The organism is Vibrio sp. Vb0937 (assembly GCF_033338855.1).
On the sequence record NZ_JAWOTK010000026.1, the window covers coordinates 1 to 19957 of the forward strand.

The 19957-nt window shown below is 45.7% G+C and carries 17 protein-coding genes; 14 read left to right on the plus strand and 3 right to left on the minus strand.

Going from position 1 to position 19957, the window contains the following annotated elements:
* Positions 1 to 696 precede the first annotated feature (696 nt).
* Positions 697 to 1824: a tRNA epoxyqueuosine(34) reductase QueG gene (queG, locus tag R7P67_RS19740; RefSeq protein ID WP_225497155.1), complete on the minus strand. Its 1128-nt coding sequence runs from the start codon at positions 1822 to 1824 to the stop codon at positions 697 to 699.
* Between the two features lie 276 nt (positions 1825 to 2100).
* On the opposite strand from queG, the gene tsaE reads away from it, so the two are divergent.
* The 8 genes from tsaE to hflC all read left to right on the plus strand — a co-directional run bounded on the left by tsaE (position 2101) and on the right by hflC (position 11248).
* Entirely contained in the window at positions 2101 to 2565 is a 465-nt protein-coding gene (gene tsaE / locus R7P67_RS19745) for a tRNA (adenosine(37)-N6)-threonylcarbamoyltransferase complex ATPase subunit type 1 TsaE (RefSeq protein ID WP_005381372.1), read from the plus strand.
* On the plus strand, positions 2559 to 4268 hold the full coding sequence (locus R7P67_RS19750) for an N-acetylmuramoyl-L-alanine amidase (protein ID WP_005381374.1): 1710 nt from the start codon (positions 2559 to 2561) through the stop codon (positions 4266 to 4268). Before tsaE ends, R7P67_RS19750 begins: the two co-directional genes overlap by 7 nt.
* Before the next feature lie 18 nt (positions 4269 to 4286).
* A complete protein-coding gene (mutL, locus tag R7P67_RS19755) occupies positions 4287 to 6299 on the plus strand; it encodes a DNA mismatch repair endonuclease MutL (RefSeq protein WP_017633727.1) in 2013 nt (670 codons plus the stop codon).
* Positions 6296 to 7228, plus strand: a complete 933-nt coding sequence (gene miaA / locus R7P67_RS19760) for a tRNA (adenosine(37)-N6)-dimethylallyltransferase MiaA (protein ID WP_005381378.1) — start codon at positions 6296 to 6298, stop codon at positions 7226 to 7228. The genes mutL and miaA overlap by 4 nt, the downstream gene beginning before the upstream one ends.
* A 194-nt stretch (positions 7229 to 7422) precedes the next feature.
* A complete protein-coding gene (gene hfq / locus R7P67_RS19765; protein ID WP_005381379.1) occupies positions 7423 to 7686 on the plus strand; it encodes an RNA chaperone Hfq in 264 nt (87 codons plus the stop codon).
* A 38-nt stretch (positions 7687 to 7724) separates the two neighbouring features.
* Entirely contained in the window at positions 7725 to 9014 is a 1290-nt protein-coding gene (gene hflX / locus R7P67_RS19770; protein WP_005381380.1) for a ribosome rescue GTPase HflX, read from the plus strand.
* Positions 9015 to 9059: 45 nt separating this feature from the next.
* Complete coding sequence (gene hflK / locus R7P67_RS19775; RefSeq protein ID WP_017633728.1) at positions 9060 to 10265, plus strand: FtsH protease activity modulator HflK; 1206 nt, start codon at positions 9060 to 9062, stop codon at positions 10263 to 10265.
* 2 nt (positions 10266 to 10267) lie between these two features.
* Positions 10268 to 11248, plus strand: coding sequence for a protease modulator HflC (gene hflC, locus R7P67_RS19780; protein WP_005381382.1), 981 nt, complete (start codon positions 10268 to 10270; stop codon positions 11246 to 11248).
* A gap of 63 nt (positions 11249 to 11311) precedes the next feature.
* Here the strand turns inward: hflC and R7P67_RS19785 are convergent, their stop codons facing one another.
* A complete protein-coding gene (locus R7P67_RS19785) occupies positions 11312 to 11497 on the minus strand; it encodes a DUF2065 domain-containing protein (RefSeq protein WP_005381383.1) in 186 nt (61 codons plus the stop codon).
* Positions 11498 to 11669: 172 nt separating this feature from the next.
* Here R7P67_RS19785 and R7P67_RS19790 point away from each other — a divergent pair, with 172 nt between their 5' ends.
* Positions 11670 to 12986, plus strand: coding sequence for an adenylosuccinate synthase (locus R7P67_RS19790; protein WP_005381385.1), 1317 nt, complete (start codon positions 11670 to 11672; stop codon positions 12984 to 12986).
* A gap of 216 nt (positions 12987 to 13202) precedes the next feature.
* Positions 13203 to 13838 carry a flagellar protein MotX gene (gene motX, locus R7P67_RS19795; RefSeq protein ID WP_262654004.1) on the plus strand — a complete coding sequence of 212 codons (636 nt, stop codon included), beginning with the start codon at positions 13203 to 13205 and terminating at the stop codon, positions 13836 to 13838.
* Positions 13839 to 13918: 80 nt separating this feature from the next.
* On the opposite strand, the gene hmpA is transcribed toward motX, so the two are convergent.
* Positions 13919 to 15103 carry an NO-inducible flavohemoprotein gene (gene hmpA, locus R7P67_RS19800; RefSeq protein WP_005381390.1) on the minus strand — a complete coding sequence of 395 codons (1185 nt, stop codon included), beginning with the start codon at positions 15101 to 15103 and terminating at the stop codon, positions 13919 to 13921.
* A gap of 157 nt (positions 15104 to 15260) precedes the next feature.
* Between hmpA and nsrR the strand changes: the two genes are divergently transcribed.
* The 4 genes from nsrR to R7P67_RS19820 all read left to right on the plus strand — a co-directional run bounded on the left by nsrR (position 15261) and on the right by R7P67_RS19820 (position 19917).
* Positions 15261 to 15686 (plus strand): nitric oxide-sensing transcriptional repressor NsrR, encoded by a 426-nt coding sequence (gene nsrR, locus R7P67_RS19805; protein ID WP_017633731.1) that lies wholly within the window; start codon positions 15261 to 15263, stop codon positions 15684 to 15686.
* A 115-nt stretch (positions 15687 to 15801) separates the two neighbouring features.
* Entirely contained in the window at positions 15802 to 18309 is a 2508-nt protein-coding gene (gene rnr / locus R7P67_RS19810; protein WP_017821742.1) for a ribonuclease R, read from the plus strand.
* Positions 18310 to 18376: 67 nt separating this feature from the next.
* Positions 18377 to 19120: a 23S rRNA (guanosine(2251)-2'-O)-methyltransferase RlmB gene (gene rlmB / locus R7P67_RS19815; protein WP_047103967.1), complete on the plus strand. Its 744-nt coding sequence runs from the start codon at positions 18377 to 18379 to the stop codon at positions 19118 to 19120.
* A gap of 110 nt (positions 19121 to 19230) precedes the next feature.
* Entirely contained in the window at positions 19231 to 19917 is a 687-nt protein-coding gene (locus tag R7P67_RS19820) for a phosphoglycolate phosphatase (RefSeq protein WP_005382834.1), read from the plus strand.
* Positions 19918 to 19957: the final 40 nt, after the last annotated feature.

Here is a 19957-nt window from a genome sequence, read left to right on the forward strand (position 1 = left end):
GCGGGGTGGAGCAGCTTGGTAGCTCGTCGGGCTCATAACCCGAAGGTCGTCGGTTCAAATCCGGCCCCCGCAACCAAATACAAGACGATAGATTGAGTACTTATTTAGTATACAATTGTTAAGTCGTCTACGGATGCGCCGCTTGATTCAACGCCTGCTTCTCGCAACCAATCACATCGCTCTTTTCATAATGCTGCGAAGCATGAATCCCCAAAAGCTAAACTTTTATCCGCATCATATGATGTCGGACGATTTCGTTTGTGTTTAAAACACGATATGAATCGGCTGACGTACAAGTATGATGAGGCTTCGCGTGTTTTATCTACTTTAATTAACAGAGTTATCCACATACGTCGTTCTGTGGATAAGTTGGTTGATAAAGTGTTTTTAGCTTGACTTTTTATGATGGGGAAGAAAGATCTTTTCTCTAAAGTGAAGTGGAAACAACAAAGAAATATCAATTAAATCTTTGTTATATAAAGAAAAAATAAGTTTTTTGTCGGATCGAGTACGTTAAAATACGATCATTAACTGGTATTTTTTTGATCCTAGTCATTTCTCCGAACTGTGTTTAACTTTTTTCTGCTAGCTTGTTTTTCTTGAATCTCAAATTTTTTTCCACATTACAAAATTGAGAACAAGGTCATGAATTGAACATGCAAAAGTACTTTCAATCTCTTGCATATAGACTACGCTCTATGCGTCTCTCGGCAGTCCCTTCTCGACAGTCCTTATTAAGCGTTGCTTTTTCGTCTCTATAGATGAATTACTCTCAGTGGGGAGTTGATTCAGTTGCTCTGTCAAAGCCCATTTAATGTGCTCATCAAGTAATTTATTTTCACCTTGCCGACTTTCCAGCGCATCTATGATTCGCTGACTATATTCTGCATTACCAAGTGCGACAGCGATGTTACGTAGCCACTGTATATGACCAATACGACGGATAGCGGAGCCTTCCATATTTTTTAGAAAAGTCGCTTCATCCCAGTTAAACATGTCGACGAGGTCAGGGTTTTTGAAACTGTCACGACGGTGGAAATCATCTTGTTCCGTTATGTCGGCGTAGCGGTTCCATGGGCAAACCAATTGACAGTCGTCACAACCATAAATGCGGTTACCCATTGGCTTTCGAAACTCTTCAGGAATCACGCCATCGAACTCGATGGTGAGATAAGAGATACAACGCCGGGCATCGACAACTTTGTCTTCAATGATGGCTTGTGTTGGGCATGATGTAATGCATGCTTTGCATTTACCGCACTGATCAACGCTTGGCTCATCAACGGGTAGTGGTAAGTCGATAAGTAGTTCACCTAAAAAGAACCACGATCCACAGTCTTGATCTAAAATCAGGGAATGTTTCCCGGTCCAACCTAAGCCCGCTTTTTGGGCGAGAGGTCGCTCTAATATTGGTGCGGAATCAACGAAAGGTCGGTAACCATATTGACCAACCTCTTGTTCAATAAGTTTGCCGAGCTTATTTAGCTGCTTTCTGACGAGCTTGTGATAATCGCGCCCTAGTGCGTAGCGGCTAATATAGGCATGACTTTTATTCGCGAGGTTCGAAGCGAATTGAGCCTCTGGTGGCAGATAGTCCATCCGGACGCTGATAACACGAACGGTTCCCGGGAGTAGCTCATGGGGTCTAGCACGCATCATACCGTGACGAGCCATCCAATCCATTGAGCCGTGATAGCCTGCATCAAGCCATTTTTGTAGTGCTGCTTCATGTTCACTCAGATCAACGTCGCAGATCCCAACTTTTTGGAAGCCGAGTTCTTTTCCCCAAACTTTGATTTGTTGTGCGAGTTGTTCGTAGTTCATATTAACCACCGGAATAAAGGGGGGCGGATCTTAACGGATCTCTGGCTTTGGTGCTACCCAGTTAGGTACGTTTTTGATGTTGTGAATACTGCTTATTGAAGTCATTTGCATATATTCTAAATCTAGGTCGATACTAAGATGATTAAGATACCGTTTATTGGATACTTTTTTCGCACATATGACATTTGAAAGCTTGTCTCTCAAAACCAACACGGTTTACTATTCCTGTTCTTTTGATTTTTATATAGTCAACGATCATTAGTTAGAGAAGCATCAATGAGCACGAAACAATTCAATTTAAAAGATGAGCATGAAACGGTTGCACTAGGCACCGCTTTGGCTCAGCTTTGTTCCCAGCAAACCACAATTTATCTGCATGGTGATTTGGGTGCAGGTAAAACAACCTTTAGTCGTGGTTTTGTCCGTGCTCTTGGTCATCAAGGTAACGTGAAAAGTCCAACTTATACTCTAGTCGAACCGTACCAGTTGGATCAGTGGCAAGTATATCACTTCGACCTTTATCGTCTTGCGGATCCTGAAGAGCTTGAGTTTATGGGGATTCGAGACTATTTCACAGACGATGCGATTTGCTTGGTTGAATGGCCTGAAAAAGGGCATGGCTTACTGCCACAACCGGATCTTGATGTAAACATTCGCTACCAAGGCGAGCAACGTGTAGCCGAACTAACAGCTAATAATGATTATGGTGTGCAGTTACTCAGTCGATTGGAGCTATGTTGAGTTTTTCTAATTTTAGAGTAGTGGCGACGTTTGTCGCCACTTTTCTCCTTCTCATCCCCAATTTAGCATTTGCTAACGTCGTTAAGAGTTTTCGAGTTTGGCCTTCACCTGATGAAACACGTGTTGTCATCGATTTAGGCTCGGAAGCTGACTATTCCTATTTCTCTTTATCAGGGCCGGATCGCCTTGTCGTGGATTTAAAAAGCACGACGATGCAGGCCAAACTGCCTGTTACTGTTACGGATAGCCCTGTTTTAAAACTGGTACGAAAAAGCTCGCCTCCAGAGAAGGGCACTTATCGTTTGGTGTTTGAACTAAAAAAGAGCGTTCAAGCGGAATTATTTAAATTAAGCCCAACACCAGGTGGGCAGTATGGTCACCGCTTGGTGATTGATTTACCGCACGGTAAGAAGGCATCGACCTCTAAACCGAGTAAGCCAGCGGCGGCCAGCAAAGACATGAGTTCAGTTCAACGAGCTCAAGAAGTGTTAATTGTTATCGACCCTGGTCACGGTGGGGAAGACCCTGGCTCTATTGGCCCTTCACGTCGTAAGTACGAGAAAGATGCGGTATTGAGTATCTCAAGAAAAATTGCTGCTCAGCTCGATGCGACTCCTGGTATTAAAACGCGCATGACTCGTACGGGAGATTATTTTGTAAACTTAAACCGTCGTGTCGCGATTGCTCGTGAAAATGATGCGCACTTGCTGATCTCCATTCACGCAGATGCGTTTACTTCACCGAAGCCTCGCGGTGGATCGGTCTTCGTACTAAATACTCGTCGTGCAAATACCGAAATTGCTCGTTGGGTCGAGAACCATGAGAAACAGTCTGAGTTATTGGGCGGCTCGGGTAATGCGTTCTTCACGAAGACAAAAGATCGTAACGTGAACCAAACTTTGTTGGACTTGCAGTTTAGTCATTCACAAAAAGAAGGTTATAAGCTGGCAACAGAAATCCTAGGTGAGATGGGACGTGTTGCGCACCTGCATAACACCAAACCGATCAACACCAGCCTTGCGGTTTTACGCTCTCCACAGATTCCGTCTGTGCTAGTGGAAACGGGCTTTATTTCTAACCCAACAGAAGAGCGTTTACTGTTTCAACGAGCGCACCAAGATAAGTTAGCTCAGGCTATCACTAAGGCGGTCGTCAAGTACTTAAAAGATAACCCACCAGAGGGTACGGTGTTCTCGCCTTCAGCGAAGCCAATGGTACATATTGTAAAGCGTGGCGAGTCATTATCGGTGATCGCGAACAAATATGGGCTTAGCTCTAAAGCGCTGATGTCGGCAAACAACTTGAAGTCGACAGGCTTGGCAATTGGTCAGAAGCTCAACATTCCTTCTGCTGGTACGATTAAAGTGCCAAGTAAACCGATTACTGTTGAGACAGAAACCATTACGCACAAGGTTAAGTCTGGTGAGTTCTTAGGTAAGATTGCGAATCACTATAAAGTGAAGGTTTCAGATATCCGCCGAGAGAATAACTTGAAGTCAGATACCTTGTGGGTAGGGCAAAAGTTGAAGATAACGGTCGCGGTAAAAGATAAACCGATTCGTAAGCACAAGGTTTCTCGGGGTGAGTTCCTTGGCAAAATAGCGTCCAAATACGGCGTTAGCGTATCGAGCATTCGTAAAGCGAATAACTTACGCTCTGATCAGCTAGCGGTTGGGCAAGTCCTGATCATTCCAAACAAGTAGGTGAGCTTCTAACTCATTATGACGATTAAAATTTTGCCAGCCAGACTTGCAAACCAAATCGCCGCAGGGGAAGTGGTCGAAAGACCTGCTTCTGTGATTAAAGAACTGGTTGAAAATAGTCTTGATTCTGGCGCAACTCGAATCGATATCGATATCGAGAAAGGAGGCGCAAAGCTGATTCGTGTTCGTGATAACGGAAAAGGTATCGCGAAAGATGAACTTGGCTTAGCGCTCAGTCGTCATGCGACATCTAAGATACATACCTTAGATGATCTCGAAGCCATTATGAGTCTAGGTTTTCGCGGTGAAGCGTTAGCCAGTATTAGCTCAGTCTCGCGTTTGACGCTCACGTCGCGTCCTGCGGCACAAGAAGAAGCCTGGAGTGCCTACTCCGAAGGGCGTGATATGCAGGTGAAGCTTAAGCCAGCAGCGCACCCGATTGGCACGACTGTTGAGGTGTTGGACTTATTTTTTAATACTCCAGCGCGTCGCAAGTTTCTTCGTACGGAGAAAACCGAATTTGCTCATATTGATGAGTTATTGAAACGTATTGCGTTAAGTCGCTTTGATGTCACCATCAATGTGCGTCATAACGGCAAGATCATCCGTCAATATCGCGCGGCGAAAAATCAGCTTCAAACCGAAAAGCGTATTGCTGCTGTCTGCGGTAATGCGTTTGTGCGGCATATGCTCAGAATCGAGCTTGAGCATCAAGGGTTAAAGCTACATGGGTGGATTACCACGCCAGAGGGAGCAAGGCAGCAAAGCGATTTACAATATTGCTATGTGAATGGCCGAATGATGCGTGACAAATTAATCAATCACGCGATTCGTCAAAGCTATGAAATGAGCTTAAAGCCAGATCAGTTTGCTGCGTATGTGCTCTTTATTGAGCTAGATCCGCACCAAGTAGATGTGAATGTTCACCCTGCTAAGCATGAAGTGCGTTTCCACCAAGCTCGTTTGGTGCATGATTTCATCTATCAAGCTTTGACGGATGCACTTGCGCAAAGCGCCGTGATTGATAAACCACAGGTGAATGAATCGGCATTTCATCGCGTGGAACCGACTGAGTCCGAAGAGATTGAGCATTCGCCAGAGCCTGAAAATGTACAAGAGCCAGCATCTTCACCAGTACCAGAGCGGGTTTATCAAGCGATAGAGAGTACACCGGCTTATCCTGGACGCAGTGATTATGAAGTGAAGCCTCGTAATAGCGGTCCTAGTGAAACCTCCGTGCGAGAGGCGCGCGTAGTGGAGTCATTCAAACGTAATGATTGGGTGGAATCCAAACCTGCACCAAAGCCAAGTCACAGTAAAGAGCGCCACGTAGAACCAGCGCCAACTAAACAAGAAGTACGCGCTTATCACGAGCTGTTGAAAACGCCAGAGTTTGAGGCTCAGGCAGTCACTCCAATAGCGCCCCAAACGATAACTTCGCACACATCAATGCCATCGATTACTGCATTAGGCAAAGCGCTGATGGTGGTCGATGAACAATTTGTTTTGATGAGCAGTGACAGTGGGGCGGCGTTAGTCTCGTTACCTAGAGCAGAATTTTATCGTGTAAAAGGCCAGCTTTCTCCAAGCGATGGTGCACTCAAGGCACAACCTCTGCTTGTTCCTCTATCTATTAAGTTAGAGGCCGAATTAGTGAGACTGGCCCAAGATTATCAACAAGATTTGGCATTGCTTGGTATTCAATTGAAAGCGAGAAACGAGCACGCCTTAATGGTGATGGGCGTCCCAGCTCCGCTGCGTCAACAAAACTTACAAAATTTAGTACCAGATCTGTTATCTTACGCGCAATCTTGTGTGAACGAAGGTATAGCAGCGGCTCAGATGCTGTCTGAGTTGATAGATTGGCTCGCATTACAGGTCACGACAGTGAAGAGTCACTATACTTTTTCTGAAGCCATTCAAATTATTGCGGAACTTGAACAGCTAAGACATGGTCAATTGCCATTAGAAGATACAAAATTCGTATCCGCTGTTGATTTCTCTGCCACGATAGCCAAATTAAAACCATGACAGATAAACTACCTTTGGCGCTATTTTTAATGGGGCCAACTGCATCAGGCAAAACTGAGCTGGCGATTCGTCTTCGTCAAAAATTTCCGATTGAGATCATCAGTGTTGATTCTGCTTTGATCTACAAAGGGATGGATATCGGTACGGCGAAACCGGATGAAAAAGAGTTAAGTTTGGCGCCTCATCGCTTGATAGATATTTTGGATCCAAGTGAATCTTACTCTGTCGCCGACTTTCGTCGAGATGCATTGAAAGCGATGGATGATATTGTTGCAGAAGGAAAAATTCCACTTCTTGTGGGTGGAACAATGCTGTATTACAAGGCGTTACTTGAAGGTTTATCACCACTTCCTGCTGCAAATCCTGAAATTCGTCAGCAAATTGAACAAGAGGCATTGACTAAAGGTTGGTCAGTGTTGCACGATGAACTCAAAGAGGTTGATCCTGTGTCAGCCGCGAGAATCCATCCCAATGATCCCCAACGTTTATCTCGGGCATTGGAAGTTTTTCGCATTTCAGGTAAAACTTTGACTGAATTGACTCAAACGAAAGGTGAAAGCCTACCATACCGAGTCAAGCAGTTTGCAATAGCTCCCAAGGATAGGGCAGAACTTCACCGTCGGATTGAACTCCGTTTCGAGAAGATGATGGAAGCGGGCTTTGAAGAAGAAATGAAAGCGTTACATTCGCGAAAAGATCTTCACCCCGATCTTCCTTCCATACGATGCGTCGGTTACCGACAGATGTGGGAGTATTTAGATGGGGAGTGTACACGTGACGAAGCGGTATTTCGTGGCGTATGCGCGACTCGTCAATTGGCCAAGCGTCAAATCACCTGGTTACGCAGCTGGGATGATTTAACTTGGTTGGATAGCGAGAACATTGAACAGGCATTAGAAACGATGTCGGAAGCAATAGCATCTGATTGACATAGCTGTGTATAATGTGATCGTTTTTGCGTGAACGCACTCTCAAAGGATCTGTTGTTGGCGGTTTTTATACTATGCTGCTAATTACTTAGAGTGCATTTTTGATTCGTTTAGCTCAGATGCAAAAGCCGTATCTTTTGCATTGCACCACTAGCTAAATAATTACAACTACAAATTAAATAAGGAAAATAAAAATGGCTAAGGGGCAATCTCTACAAGACCCATTTCTAAACGCGCTACGTCGTGAGCGTATCCCGGTATCTATCTACCTTGTGAATGGTATTAAACTACAAGGTCAGATCGAATCATTCGATCAATTTGTGATCCTGCTGAAGAATACTGTTAACCAAATGGTGTACAAGCACGCGATCTCAACAGTTGTGCCGGCTCGTCCAGTGAGCCATCACAGCGGTGAACGTCCACAAGGTGAGCGTCCACAAGAGAAATCTGAAGATTAATTCTTCATCGAGTATTTTTAAAATAAGGAGTTGATTGCTTGTTTGACCGTTATGAATCCGGTGAGCGAGCCGTACTTGTTCATATCAACTTCACGCAAGAAGGTGAATGGGAAGATCTGGCTGAGTTCGAAATGCTGGTTTCTTCTGCTGGGGTAGAGGCGCTACAAGTGGTAACTGGTAGTCGTCAATCCCCACACCCGAAATACTATGTCGGAGAGGGTAAGGCCCAAGAGATTGCTACAGCGGTACAATCAACTGGTGCCGAAATTGTGATTTTTAATCACGCCCTCTCTCCTGCCCAAGAACGTAACCTCGAAGCACTGTGCCAATGTCGAGTTCTCGACCGCACTGGTCTTATTCTCGATATCTTTGCTCAACGAGCTCGAACACACGAAGGTAAGCTACAGGTAGAGCTGGCTCAACTTCGTCATATCTCTACTCGTTTGATTCGTGGTTGGACACACCTTGAAAGGCAGAAAGGTGGTATCGGTTTACGTGGCCCGGGTGAAACCCAGCTGGAAACCGACCGTCGCTTATTGCGTGACAGAATTAAAGCCATCCTGCGACGCTTAGACAAAGTAGCGAAGCAGCGTGAACAAGGGCGCCGCGCCCGAAATCGAGCTGAAATCCCAACGGTTTCACTTGTGGGTTACACCAACGCGGGTAAGTCGACACTCTTCAACCGTATTACAGAAGCTGGCGTGTACGCGGCTGATCAATTATTTGCTACTTTGGACCCGACTTTACGTAAGATAGAGTTAGCAGATGTTGGTCCTGCCATCTTGGCAGACACGGTTGGTTTTATTCGACATTTGCCACACGACTTGGTTGCGGCCTTCAAGGCAACCTTGCAGGAAACGCAAGAAGCTGACATTTTGTTACATGTTGTTGATGCCAGTGATGAGCGTTTTCGTGAGAATATTCAAGCTGTTCATGAAGTACTAGAAGAGATCGACGCGCATGAAGTGCCGACTCTGGTTGTCATGAACAAAATCGACAATCTAGATTCGCAGAAACCACGTATAGAACGAGACGAGGAAGGCGTACCTCGCGCAGTTTGGGTTTCAGCAATGGATGGGTTGGGCATTGATGTCCTGTTTGAGGCTCTGACGGAACGTCTGGCGTCACAAATGGTCGAGCATCAGTTGCGAATTCCTCCACAGTATCAAGGACGATTCCGTAGTACCTTCTTCCAAATGAAGTGTATTCAACGTGAGGAATATGACCAGGATGGTAACTTGTTGATCGATATTCGAATGCAGCAAGTAGATTGGTCTAGACTTGAAAAAAGAGAAGGGGCAGTTTTGACTGGCTTTATAGTCACTTAAAGGACTGCTACAGTATAACGTCATATCAAATGATGGAGCTTTCTAATGGCGTGGAATGAGCCTGGAAATAACAACGGCAACAATGGCCGCGATAATGACCCTTGGGGTAATAATAATCGTGGTGGCCAGCGTCCTGGTGGCCGAGATCAAGGTCCGCCAGATTTAGATGAAGTGTTCAACAAACTGAGTCAAAAGCTGGGCGGCAAGTTTGGTAAAAAAGGCGGCGGTGGTTCTCCAATCGGCGGCGGTGGTGGTAGTGCAATTGGCTTTGGCGTGATTGCTCTGATTGCTGTTGCAGTTTGGTTCTTCGCTGGTTTTTACACCATCGGTGAAGCAGAGCGTGGTGTTGTACTGCGTTTAGGTAAATACGATCGTATCGTAGACCCAGGTCTTAACTGGCGTCCTCGCTTTATTGATGAGTACGAAGCGGTAAACGTACAAGCGATTCGTTCACTACGTGCATCTGGTCTAATGCTGACCAAAGATGAAAACGTTGTAACAGTTGCGATGGATGTTCAGTACCGAGTGACTGACCCATACAAATACTTGTACCGTGTAACCAATGCAGACGACAGCTTGCGTCAAGCAACGGATTCTGCACTACGTGCAGTAATTGGTGACTCATTGATGGATAGCATTCTAACCAGTGGTCGTCAGCAAATTCGTCAAACTACGCAAGAAACACTGAACCAAATCATTGATAGCTATGATATGGGTCTGGTACTTGTTGATGTGAACTTCCAGTCTGCTCGTCCACCAGAGCAAGTGAAAGATGCGTTTGATGATGCAATCGCAGCACGTGAGGATGAAGAGCGTTTCATTCGTGAAGCTGAAGCATACAAGAACGAAATCTTGCCTAAGGCAACGGGTCGTGCAGAGCGTTTGAAGAAAGAAGCACAAGGTTACAATGAGCGTGTCACTAACGAGGCTCTTGGTCAGGTAGCACAGTTCGAAAAACTACTACCAGAATACCAAGCAGCGCCTGGTGTAACGCGTGATCGTCTGTACATCGACGCAATGGAAGAGGTGTACTCAAGCACTTCGAAAGTGTTGATTGACTCGGAATCAAGCGGCAATCTTCTTTACCTTCCAATCGATAAGTTGGCGGGACAAGAGGGCAAAGCAGATACCAAACGTAAATCGAAGTCATCTTCAACCTATGATCAAATTCAACTTGAGTCTGATCGTACACAAGAAGACACTTCGAACACGCAGTCTCGTTCAACAGGTTCACGTCAAGGGAGATACTAAGAATGCGTAAGTTAATGATCCCTGTACTGGTAATCGCACTGGCATTAATGTTGATGTCTTTGTTTGTGATTCCTGAAGGTGAGCGCGGTATCGTGGTTCGATTTGGTCGTGTCTTGAAAGACAACAACGACATCACTCGAATTTACGAGCCTGGTCTGCATTTCAAGATGCCTTTGTTTGACCGTGTGAAACAACTTGATGCACGTATCCAAACAATGGATGGCCGTGCAGACCGTTTCGTAACGTCTGAGAAAAAAGACGTTATCATTGATACCTACGTGAAGTGGCGTATTGAAGATTTTGGTCGCTACTACCTCGCGACTGGCGGTGGTAACTCGCTAACGGCAGAGGCACTACTTGAGCGTAAAGTGACGGACGTGCTTCGTTCTGAAATCGGTGCTCGTGAAATCAAACAGATCGTATCTGGTCCACGTAACGATGATGTGCTACCAGAAGACGCAAGTGCCGATGTTGTCGCAACTGAAGCGGCTCGTGAGGCGCTTGAGATTGATGGTGAACGCGACCTAATCATGTCTGAAGTATTGAAAGACACGCGTGAAAGCGCAATGAAAGACTTGGGTGTTCGTGTCGTTGATTTCCGAATGAAGAAAATCAACCTGCCTGATGAAATCAGTGAGTCTATCTACCGTCGTATGCGTGCGGAGCGTGAGTCCGTTGCTCGTAAGCACCGTTCTCAAGGTCGTGAAAAGGCGGAAGTTATTCGTGCTCAAGCAGAACTAGAAGTAGCAACTATTCTAGCTGAAGCTGATAAAACTGCGCGTGTGACACGAGGTGAAGCGGATGCTGAGGCTGCGAAGATTTATGCTGAAGCGTACAACAAAGACCCTGAGTTCTTTAGCTTCCTACGCTCGCTACGTGCGTATGAGAAGTCCTTCAGCTCTAAGAGCGATATTCTGGTGCTTGATCCGAAGAGTGAGTTCTTCCAATACATGAACCAGTCGAAGGGCAGCATGGAGAAATAATCTCCGCGTCTCATTGAAATAAAAGGCTCCTTAGGGAGCCTTTTTTGTATCTGATGCTAAGTGCTAGCTCATCATGATGGCGATTACGGCTCCAGCAACTACTAGGCAGCCACCGATGCGTCGTAGCTGATTGTTGGGTTGTTCACTTAATTGAGCCACCATATTCCGCCAACCGTTAGGAGCAATCAGTGGCCCAATGCCTTCCACGATCAAGACGAGCCCAATCGCCAACCATATGGATTCAGACATAGCGCTTTCCAGTCGAATAGAGAAAGCTAAATACTATCAGTGATATGCTGATTTCAAAATGAACAAAGCGGCAAGGTGACATTCTGGTAGCAACTCTGTGAACAAAAAATGACTGCAAGAAGCGTGATTCGGTGCTAGAATCCATTTTTAACTAGCAATCAGACTTGGAAAGATGGGAAATAACGTAGTCGTTCTAGGCACCCAATGGGGTGACGAAGGTAAAGGTAAAATCGTAGACCTTTTAACTGAAGATGCAAAATACGTGGTACGCTACCAAGGCGGTCACAACGCAGGTCACACTCTCGTAATTGACGGTGAAAAAACCGTTCTTCACTTAATTCCATCAGGTATCCTTCGCGATAACGTAAAATGTGTTATCGGTAACGGTGTTGTACTATCACCTGAAGCTCTACTTAAAGAAATGAAGCCTCTTGAAGAGCGCGGTATTCCAGTACGCGAGCGTCTTTTCATTTCTGAAGCATGTCCGCTAATTCTTCCTTACCACGTTGCAATGGACCAAGCTCGCGAAATCGCTCGCGGTAAAAAAGCTATCGGTACTACTGGTCGTGGTATCGGTCCAGCATACGAAGATAAAGTTGCTCGTCGCGGTCTACGCGTTGGCGACCTATTCGATATGGCGACTTTCGCAGAGAAGCTAAAAGAAGTCATGGAGTTCCATAACTTCCAACTAGTTAACTTCTACAAAGCGGAACCAGTAAGCTACGAAGAAGTACTTGAGCAAGCTAAAGGCTACGCTGAACTACTAACGTCAATGGTTATCGACGTAACTGACGAACTAGACGCAGCACGTAAGCGCGGCGACAAGATCATGTTCGAAGGTGCACAAGGTACACTACTTGATATCGACCACGGTACTTACCCGTACGTAACGTCTTCTAACACGACTGCTGGTGGTGTTGCTGCAGGTTCTGGTTTTGGTCCTCGTCACATCGGTTACATCTTGGGTATCGCAAAAGCGTACTGTACTCGCGTTGGTGCTGGTCCATTCCCGACTGAACTATACGACGGTTTAGATAAGCAAGATCCAATTGGTAAGCACTTAGGTGAAGTTGGCCACGAGTTCGGTGCGACAACTGGTCGTCTACGTCGTACAGGTTGGTTCGATGCTGTTGCTATGCGTCGTGCAATCCAAATCAACTCTGTATCTGGTTTCTGTCTAACTAAACTAGACGTACTAGATGGTCTAGAAGAGCTAAAAATCTGTACTGGTTACAAGATGGAAGATGGCTCTGTGCTAGAAGTTTCTCCGATGGCTGCTGAAGCATTCGAAAAAGCAACGCCAATCTACGAAACAATGCCTGGTTGGTCTGAGAACACATTTGGTGCTAAGTCACTAGATGCTCTACCACAAGCCGCTCTTGACTACATCAAGCGTATTGAAGAGCTAACTGGCGTTCCAGTAGACATCATCTCTACAGGTCCTGACCGTAATGAAACTATCATCAAAGTTCACCCATTCGAAGCTTAATTGATAGCCGTTAAAGATTGCAAAAGCCGACCTTCTGGTCGGCTTTTTTGTATCTGAACAAAAACAGCGTGACTCTCATATGGCAAGCTTTTGCCGCTGAGCCTAAATCAGAGGCAAAAATTGTCTAAAGCTTAGCTGTTTTTTGCCGATAAGGTTATCAAGCAGAGGAGATCCTTCACCGATCTTTGGTTTCTTAGATACCTTAAGGGTACGTTTATGAAGTTACGAACAGTGGCTGCTTCACTGTTGTTGACCTTGGTTGCTACCACAGTGAAAGCTAATGTTGCTGATGTGGGGGCACCAGTTCCGATCTATACCGAAGCAGAGCTGATAAAGCTTATTGAGCAAAATAAGCACTTACAACGTGTGCGCGCTGATAACTGCCAGCTGGTGGAGGATATCGTAGCTCGTGCGACTCGAATTAACTTACCCGCTTATGAATTTCTGTACGGAGATATGTTGGCTTGGGGGGTGTGTGTCGGGCAAGATGTCGAACTGGGTCTTTACTACATCGAAAATGCAGCGCATCAGGGGTTACCAGCTGCACTAGAGCAGATTGGCCGATACTATTCGCGTGGCACTTTAGTACAGCAAGATAAAGAACGTGCAATTCCATATTTGCGAGAAGCTGCGTCAATGGGAAACCTAAACGCGCGTATTCATCTGGCCGAGTTGCTTTTACGTGATTATGGCAGTCCACTCGATTACGAAGATGCGTATCGTTGGTTATATAACTCTGTCACAGCAGATAAGCGGCAGCATAAGCGCATAACTGTATTGAGAAACGGCCTTGAACAGCGCATGCCACAAAACGTTATTGCTCGAGCTAAACGGCGAGACACCTTTTGGTAACGCTTCAATATTGCAAACAACTTTATACAACAAAGCCCACGTCACGTGGGCTTTGTTGTTTTCCCGATAGTTGGTAGCGCTCAAACCACTTTGTGTGGACCGAAGCATTCGTAATGGAATTGCTCTTCTGGTACGCCAAGTTCTAATAGCTGTTTCGCTACGTGCTGCATAAATCCTACAGGACCACAGAAGTATACCTGCACGTTATCTTGCTTTAATGCAGCTTCAATTTCATACAGATTGACAAAGCCCGTGAAGTGGAAGTCTTCACCTAGCTTGTCTTCTGCCGTTGGTTGGTTATACCAAACGAGCGCGTTCATATTTTCTTTTTCTGCAACGAGTTGGTTTACGTGTTGCTTGAAAGCATGCTGTTGGCCATTTTCGGTTGCATGAACCCAAGTTACAGGTGCTTGATGTGCTGAGAGACTTTCTAGCATTGACAGCGTTGGAGTAAGTCCCACACCAGCAGAAATTAGAACAACGGGTGTTTGTGGTTCGGCATCCATAAAGAAATCACCGGCAGGGGCCGCAAGCTGCACTTTTTCGCCAATGTTCAGGCTATCGTGCAGGTAGTTCGACACTTTTCCGCCTTCTTCGCGTTTTACTGAGATACGGTAGGTGTTCTCTTGGACCGCAGAAGACAGGCTATATTGGCGAATTTCTTGGTTTTCTAACTGGTCACTGTTGATGTAGATGCCAAGGTATTGTCCCGGTTTATACGGCGCCACTTTTTGGCCATCGGTTGGCTTGAACACAAAGCTGCAAATGTGTTCGCTCTCAATCTTTTTATCGACTAATTCAAATTCGCGTAGACCGCGCCAGCCGCCTTCCAAAGCTTCATTTTGTTGGTAAATTTGTTCTTCGCGCTGAATAAATACATTCGCAAGTACGCCGTAAGCCTCAGCCCAAGCATCCAACACTTCTTGACCTGGATTAAAAAGCTCATCGATTGTCGCAAGTAAATGCTTACCAACGATTTGGTACTGATCTTCTGTGATCAAAAAGCTCGTGTGCTTATGCGCAATTTTCTCTACTGCGCCAAGCAGAGCTGGCAAATTTTCAATATTGGCAGCATAGGCACAGATAGCGTTGAATAATGCTTCACGCTGATCGCCGTTACGCTGGTTACTCATGTTAAAAATATCTTTCAACTCAGGGTTATGAGTAAACATACGCTCGTAAAAGTGCGCGGTCAGTTTTGGTCCTGTTTCGGCGATGAGTGGTGCAGTCGCTTTGACGATCTCGATAGTTTGATTGCTGAGCATAAGGGCTTCCTATTTTAAGTTGTATTTATAATGCATGTTTAAAGTTGTATCTCAAATGTATCTTTCGATCAAGAAAAGATTTACACTTTTATCGATAGCTCAAGTTTGGGGTTTTAGCATCACCAGCGGGTTATTGAGTCGCACTTTGGGAGAGAATATGCAGTTAACTAGTTTCACTGATTATGCGTTGAGAACCTTAATTTTCTTGGCTTCGTTGCCGGAAGATGAGTTAACCAGCATTACCGAAGTGACGGATTTATTTGGTGTGTCGCGCAACCATATGGTTAAAGTTATCAATCGGTTAGGACAGTTGGGTTATGTCCATACCGTGCGCGGAAAAAACGGTGGTATCCGGCTGATGAAGCCAGCATCTGAAATCACAGTCGGTGGTGTTGTGCGCGATTTAGAGCCGTTAGATTTAGTCAACTGTGGTGTGGATTTTTGCCATATTACCCCTGCTTGCCGCCTCAAAGATAAATTGGCGAAAGCAAAAAGTGCCTTTCTGGCGGAGTTGGATAACTGCACGATTGAATCCTTGCTCAGTGACAATTCTGAACTTTTGATCTTGCTGGCTCGTCCTTAACTCATTTGCATGCCTAGAGTCGATCTCGATCATTCTTTTTTCAAAGCAATTCTGTAGCTTATCGAGAGACTCAGATATACTAGCCATATACCTTCCTTGCTAGATAGGCGTGCCTATGTCAGACAATATTCCAAACGATCCTTTTGCAGATCGTGAATCCAAAAATTACGAAAATCCAATTCCAAGCCGAGAGTTTATCATCGAGTTTCTAGAGCAAGCGGGCGTTCCAATGAATCGTAACGACTTGTTTGAGGCACTAAAGCTTGAGGGCGAAGAGCAATACGAAGGGTTGCGTCGTCGGCTACGTGCGATGGAGCGAGATGGCCAACTGGTGTTTACCCGCCGTCAGTGCTATGCATTGCCTGAAAAACTTGAAATGGTGAAAGGTTACGTGATTGGTCATCGTGATGGCCATGGTTGGGTACGTCCAGAAGGCAGCGTCGGCAAGGATGATGATATTCTGTTACCGCACCATCAGATGAAGAACATCATCCACGGTGATTTTGTCTTAGTGCAACCTACAGACAACAGCAAGCGCGGCCGCCGTGAAGGACGTTTGGTGCGTGTGCTAGAGGAGCGCAATGATCAAATCGTTGGTCGTTTCTTCCTTGAATATGGATACTCCTATGTTGTCCCAGATGACTCGCGTATCAGCCAAGATATCCTGATCCCAAATGAGCACAAAGCGGGTGCACGCATGGGTAACGTAGTCGTAATTGAAATTACTGATCGTGGCTCACGCTCACGCGGCATGATGGGTAAAGTGGTTGAAGTCCTTGGTGAAAACATGGCACCAGGTATGGAAACACAAATTGCGATTCGTACACACCAAATTCCTCACGAGTGGCCAGAAGCCGTCGATAAACAAATCGAAAACTTGGGCGAAGAAGTACCAGAAGAAGCCAAAGTTGGTCGTGTGGATCTACGTGATTTGCCACTAGTGACCATTGACGGCGAAGACGCACGAGACTTTGATGATGCCGTTTATTGTGAAAAGAACAAAGAAGGTGGTTGGCGTTTATGGGTAGCGATTGCTGACGTCAGTTACTACGTTCGTCCTGACTCTGCGTTGGACAAAGAAGCGATCAATCGTGGTAACTCAGTATATTTCCCGTCGCAAGTTGTGCCGATGTTGCCAGAAGTACTATCGAACGGCCTATGTTCGCTTAACCCGCAAGTAGATCGCTTGTGTATGGTGTGCGAAATGACCATTTCCGATACAGGTAAGCTGTCTGGTTACAAGCATTACGAGGCGGTGATGAACTCGCACGCTCGTCTCACATATAGCAAAGTGAGCGCGATTCTAGAAGGGGATGAAGAACTACGTGAGCGCTACCAGCCGCTTGTTTCTCATCTAGAAGAGTTGCACAAGATGTACAAAGTGCTGAAAGAAGCACGAGATCAACGCGGTGCAATCGAATTTGAAACCGTTGAAACCAAATTTATTTTCAATGCGGAACGTAAAATCGAAAGTATTGAGCCAGTTATTCGTAATGACGCGCATAAGATCATCGAAGAATGTATGATTTTAGCCAACATTGCTTCGGCATCGCTGGTAGAAAAAGCGAAAGAGCCCGCGCTTTATCGTATCCACGAATCTCCAGGTGAATTACGCCTGCAAGGTTTCCGTGACTTCTTAAGTGAACTTGGTCTTGAGCTAAAAGGTGGTTTAGAGCCTTCACCAACGGACTATGCTGATCTCGCACGTCAAATCTCCGGGCGTCAAGATCAAGAGTTGATTCAGACCATGCTGCTACGCTCAATGAAGCAAGCGGTATACAACGCAGATAACGCGGGGCACTTTGGGTTGGCATTGAAACGCTATGCGCACTTTACGTCGCCAATTCGTCGTTACCCTGACTTGTTACTTCACCGTGCAATCAAGTATCTGATTGCTAAAGAAGAAGGTCGTAATCAAGATCGCTGGACACCAACAGGTGGCTATCATTACTCGTTTGACGACATGGATTTTTACGGCGAACAATGTTCGATGACAGAGCGCCGTGCTGATGATGCAACACGTGATGTTGCGGATTGGCTGAAGTGTGAATATATGCAAGACCACGTCGGTGACGAACTAGACGGTGTTATTGCTAATGTCACTAGCTTTGGCTTCTTTGTACGTTTAACGGATTTGCACATCGATGGTTTGGTACATATTTCTACCCTTGCGAACGACTACTATCAATTTGACCCGATTGGTCAACGACTTATTGGTGAAAGTTTCGGTAACATCTACCGCTTAGGTGATGCAGTAAAAGTAAAAGTACTGGCTGTTAACCTCGATGATAAGCAAATTGACTTTGAATTGGTCGAAACAAGTCGTAAGCTACGCGGCGAAGGTAAGACTGCGAAGAAACGCGCAGCGGAAGCAAAACGCAAAGCGAAAGATAAAAAACGCGCTGCGACTCGCTCTTCATCGAAAGAAGGTGGCGCGGCTCGTGCAGTTCCTGCGATAGAGCCAACTAAACGCCCAGAAGAAACGGGCGCAACGAGTAAGCGTAATGGCCCAAAACGTGGTGACGCCGAAGGCAACGAGAAGCCTAAAGTGAAAAAAGCACGTAAAAAGAAGCCGCACAGTAAGCCGAAGAAAACCAAGCGCACTAAAAAAGAAGCGCAGTAGGTTGAAGCGCCAACTTAGTTCAAACTCGGTTGGCGCAGGCAATACGACCAGAACAACAGGTTAAACAATGAGTAACGAATTTATCTACGGCATTCACGCAGTGAAGGCGGTATTGGAGCGCGAACCAGAGCGTTTTATCGAGGCGTACGTTTTAAAAGGTCGTCAAGATGATCGCCTAATGCCAATCCTAAATGATCTTCAGGTTTGTGGTGTTTCTATTCAGCAGATGACACGTAAAACCTTGGATGACAAAGCGCGCGGTGCAAATCACCAAGGCATCATCGCTCGTGTGAAACCAGCGAAGCAGCTGAATGAGAACGATATAGATGACATCCTTGCAAAGCACGAATCACCACTGCTATTAGTGTTAGACGGCGTGACCGATCCACACAATCTTGGTGCGTGTTTACGTAACGCAGATGCGGCAGGTGCTGCGGCGATCATCGTACCGAAAGATCGTTCTGCGCCAATGAATGCGACGGTAAGTAAAGTCGCTTGTGGTGCAGCTGAAGTCGTACCATTGATCCGAGTGACTAACTTGGCTCGTACTATGCGTACATTGCAAGAGAAAGGCATCTGGTTTGTTGGTACTGCGGGTGAAGCAACGCACGACATCTACCAAGCCAAACTGACTGGACCCCTTGCTATCGTAATGGGGGCAGAAGGTGACGGTATGCGTCGTCTGACTCGTGAAACCTGCGACGATTTGATTAAGATCCCAATGGCTGGTAGCGTTTCAAGCTTGAACGTATCTGTGGCATCCGGCATCTGTTTGTTTGAGGCTGTTCGTCAGCGTATTGCTGCAAAGTAACGACGAAACAAACAGTTACTGTAGAATCAGACATAATGATAAAAACAAAGGATGGGGTGCCATCCTTTGTCGTTTTCACCGATTTATAAATAAAAATCCTCAGGGAAGTTATGACTCAACAAGACATTAAATTCATCGCCTTCGATCTAGATGGTACTTTGCTTGATAGCGTGCCAGATCTAGCTGTCGCGGCAGACCAAGCAGTACAGGCGCTTGGCTTTCCATCGGTTTCAGAAGAACAAGTTCGTGATTACGTGGGTAACGGTGCAGACGTGCTTATTGGTCGCTCATTAAGCCAAAGCCTGACCATCAACCCAGAGCTGAGTGAAGAGCTTCGTGCTAAAGCGCGTGTATTGTTTGATGACTACTACGAGCAAAGCGGTCACAAGCTAAGTCATCTTTACCCAACGGTAAAAGAGACACTAGCAGAGCTGCACAAAGCGGGCTTTGTTATGGCGTTGGTGACTAACAAACCTTCAAAGTTTGTGCCTGACGTTTTGGAAAAGCACGACATCGCAAAATACTTCGTTGATGTCCTTGGCGGTGATGCATTCCCAGAGAAAAAACCAAACCCAGTAGCATTGAACTGGTTGATGGAAAAGCACCAAATCCAACCAAGTGAAATGCTGATGGTTGGCGACTCGAAAAACGATATTCTCGCAGCAAAGAATGCAGGCTGTGCCTCATTTGGTCTGACATATGGTTACAACCACGGTGAACCTATTTCAGCATCAAATCCAGATTTCGTCGCTGACAGTTTGGCAGAATTATTGGACGTTGTAGCGGTTTCTGCATAACGGCTACAAAAGAGCTTCCAAAATACTCGTTAATGAGTAC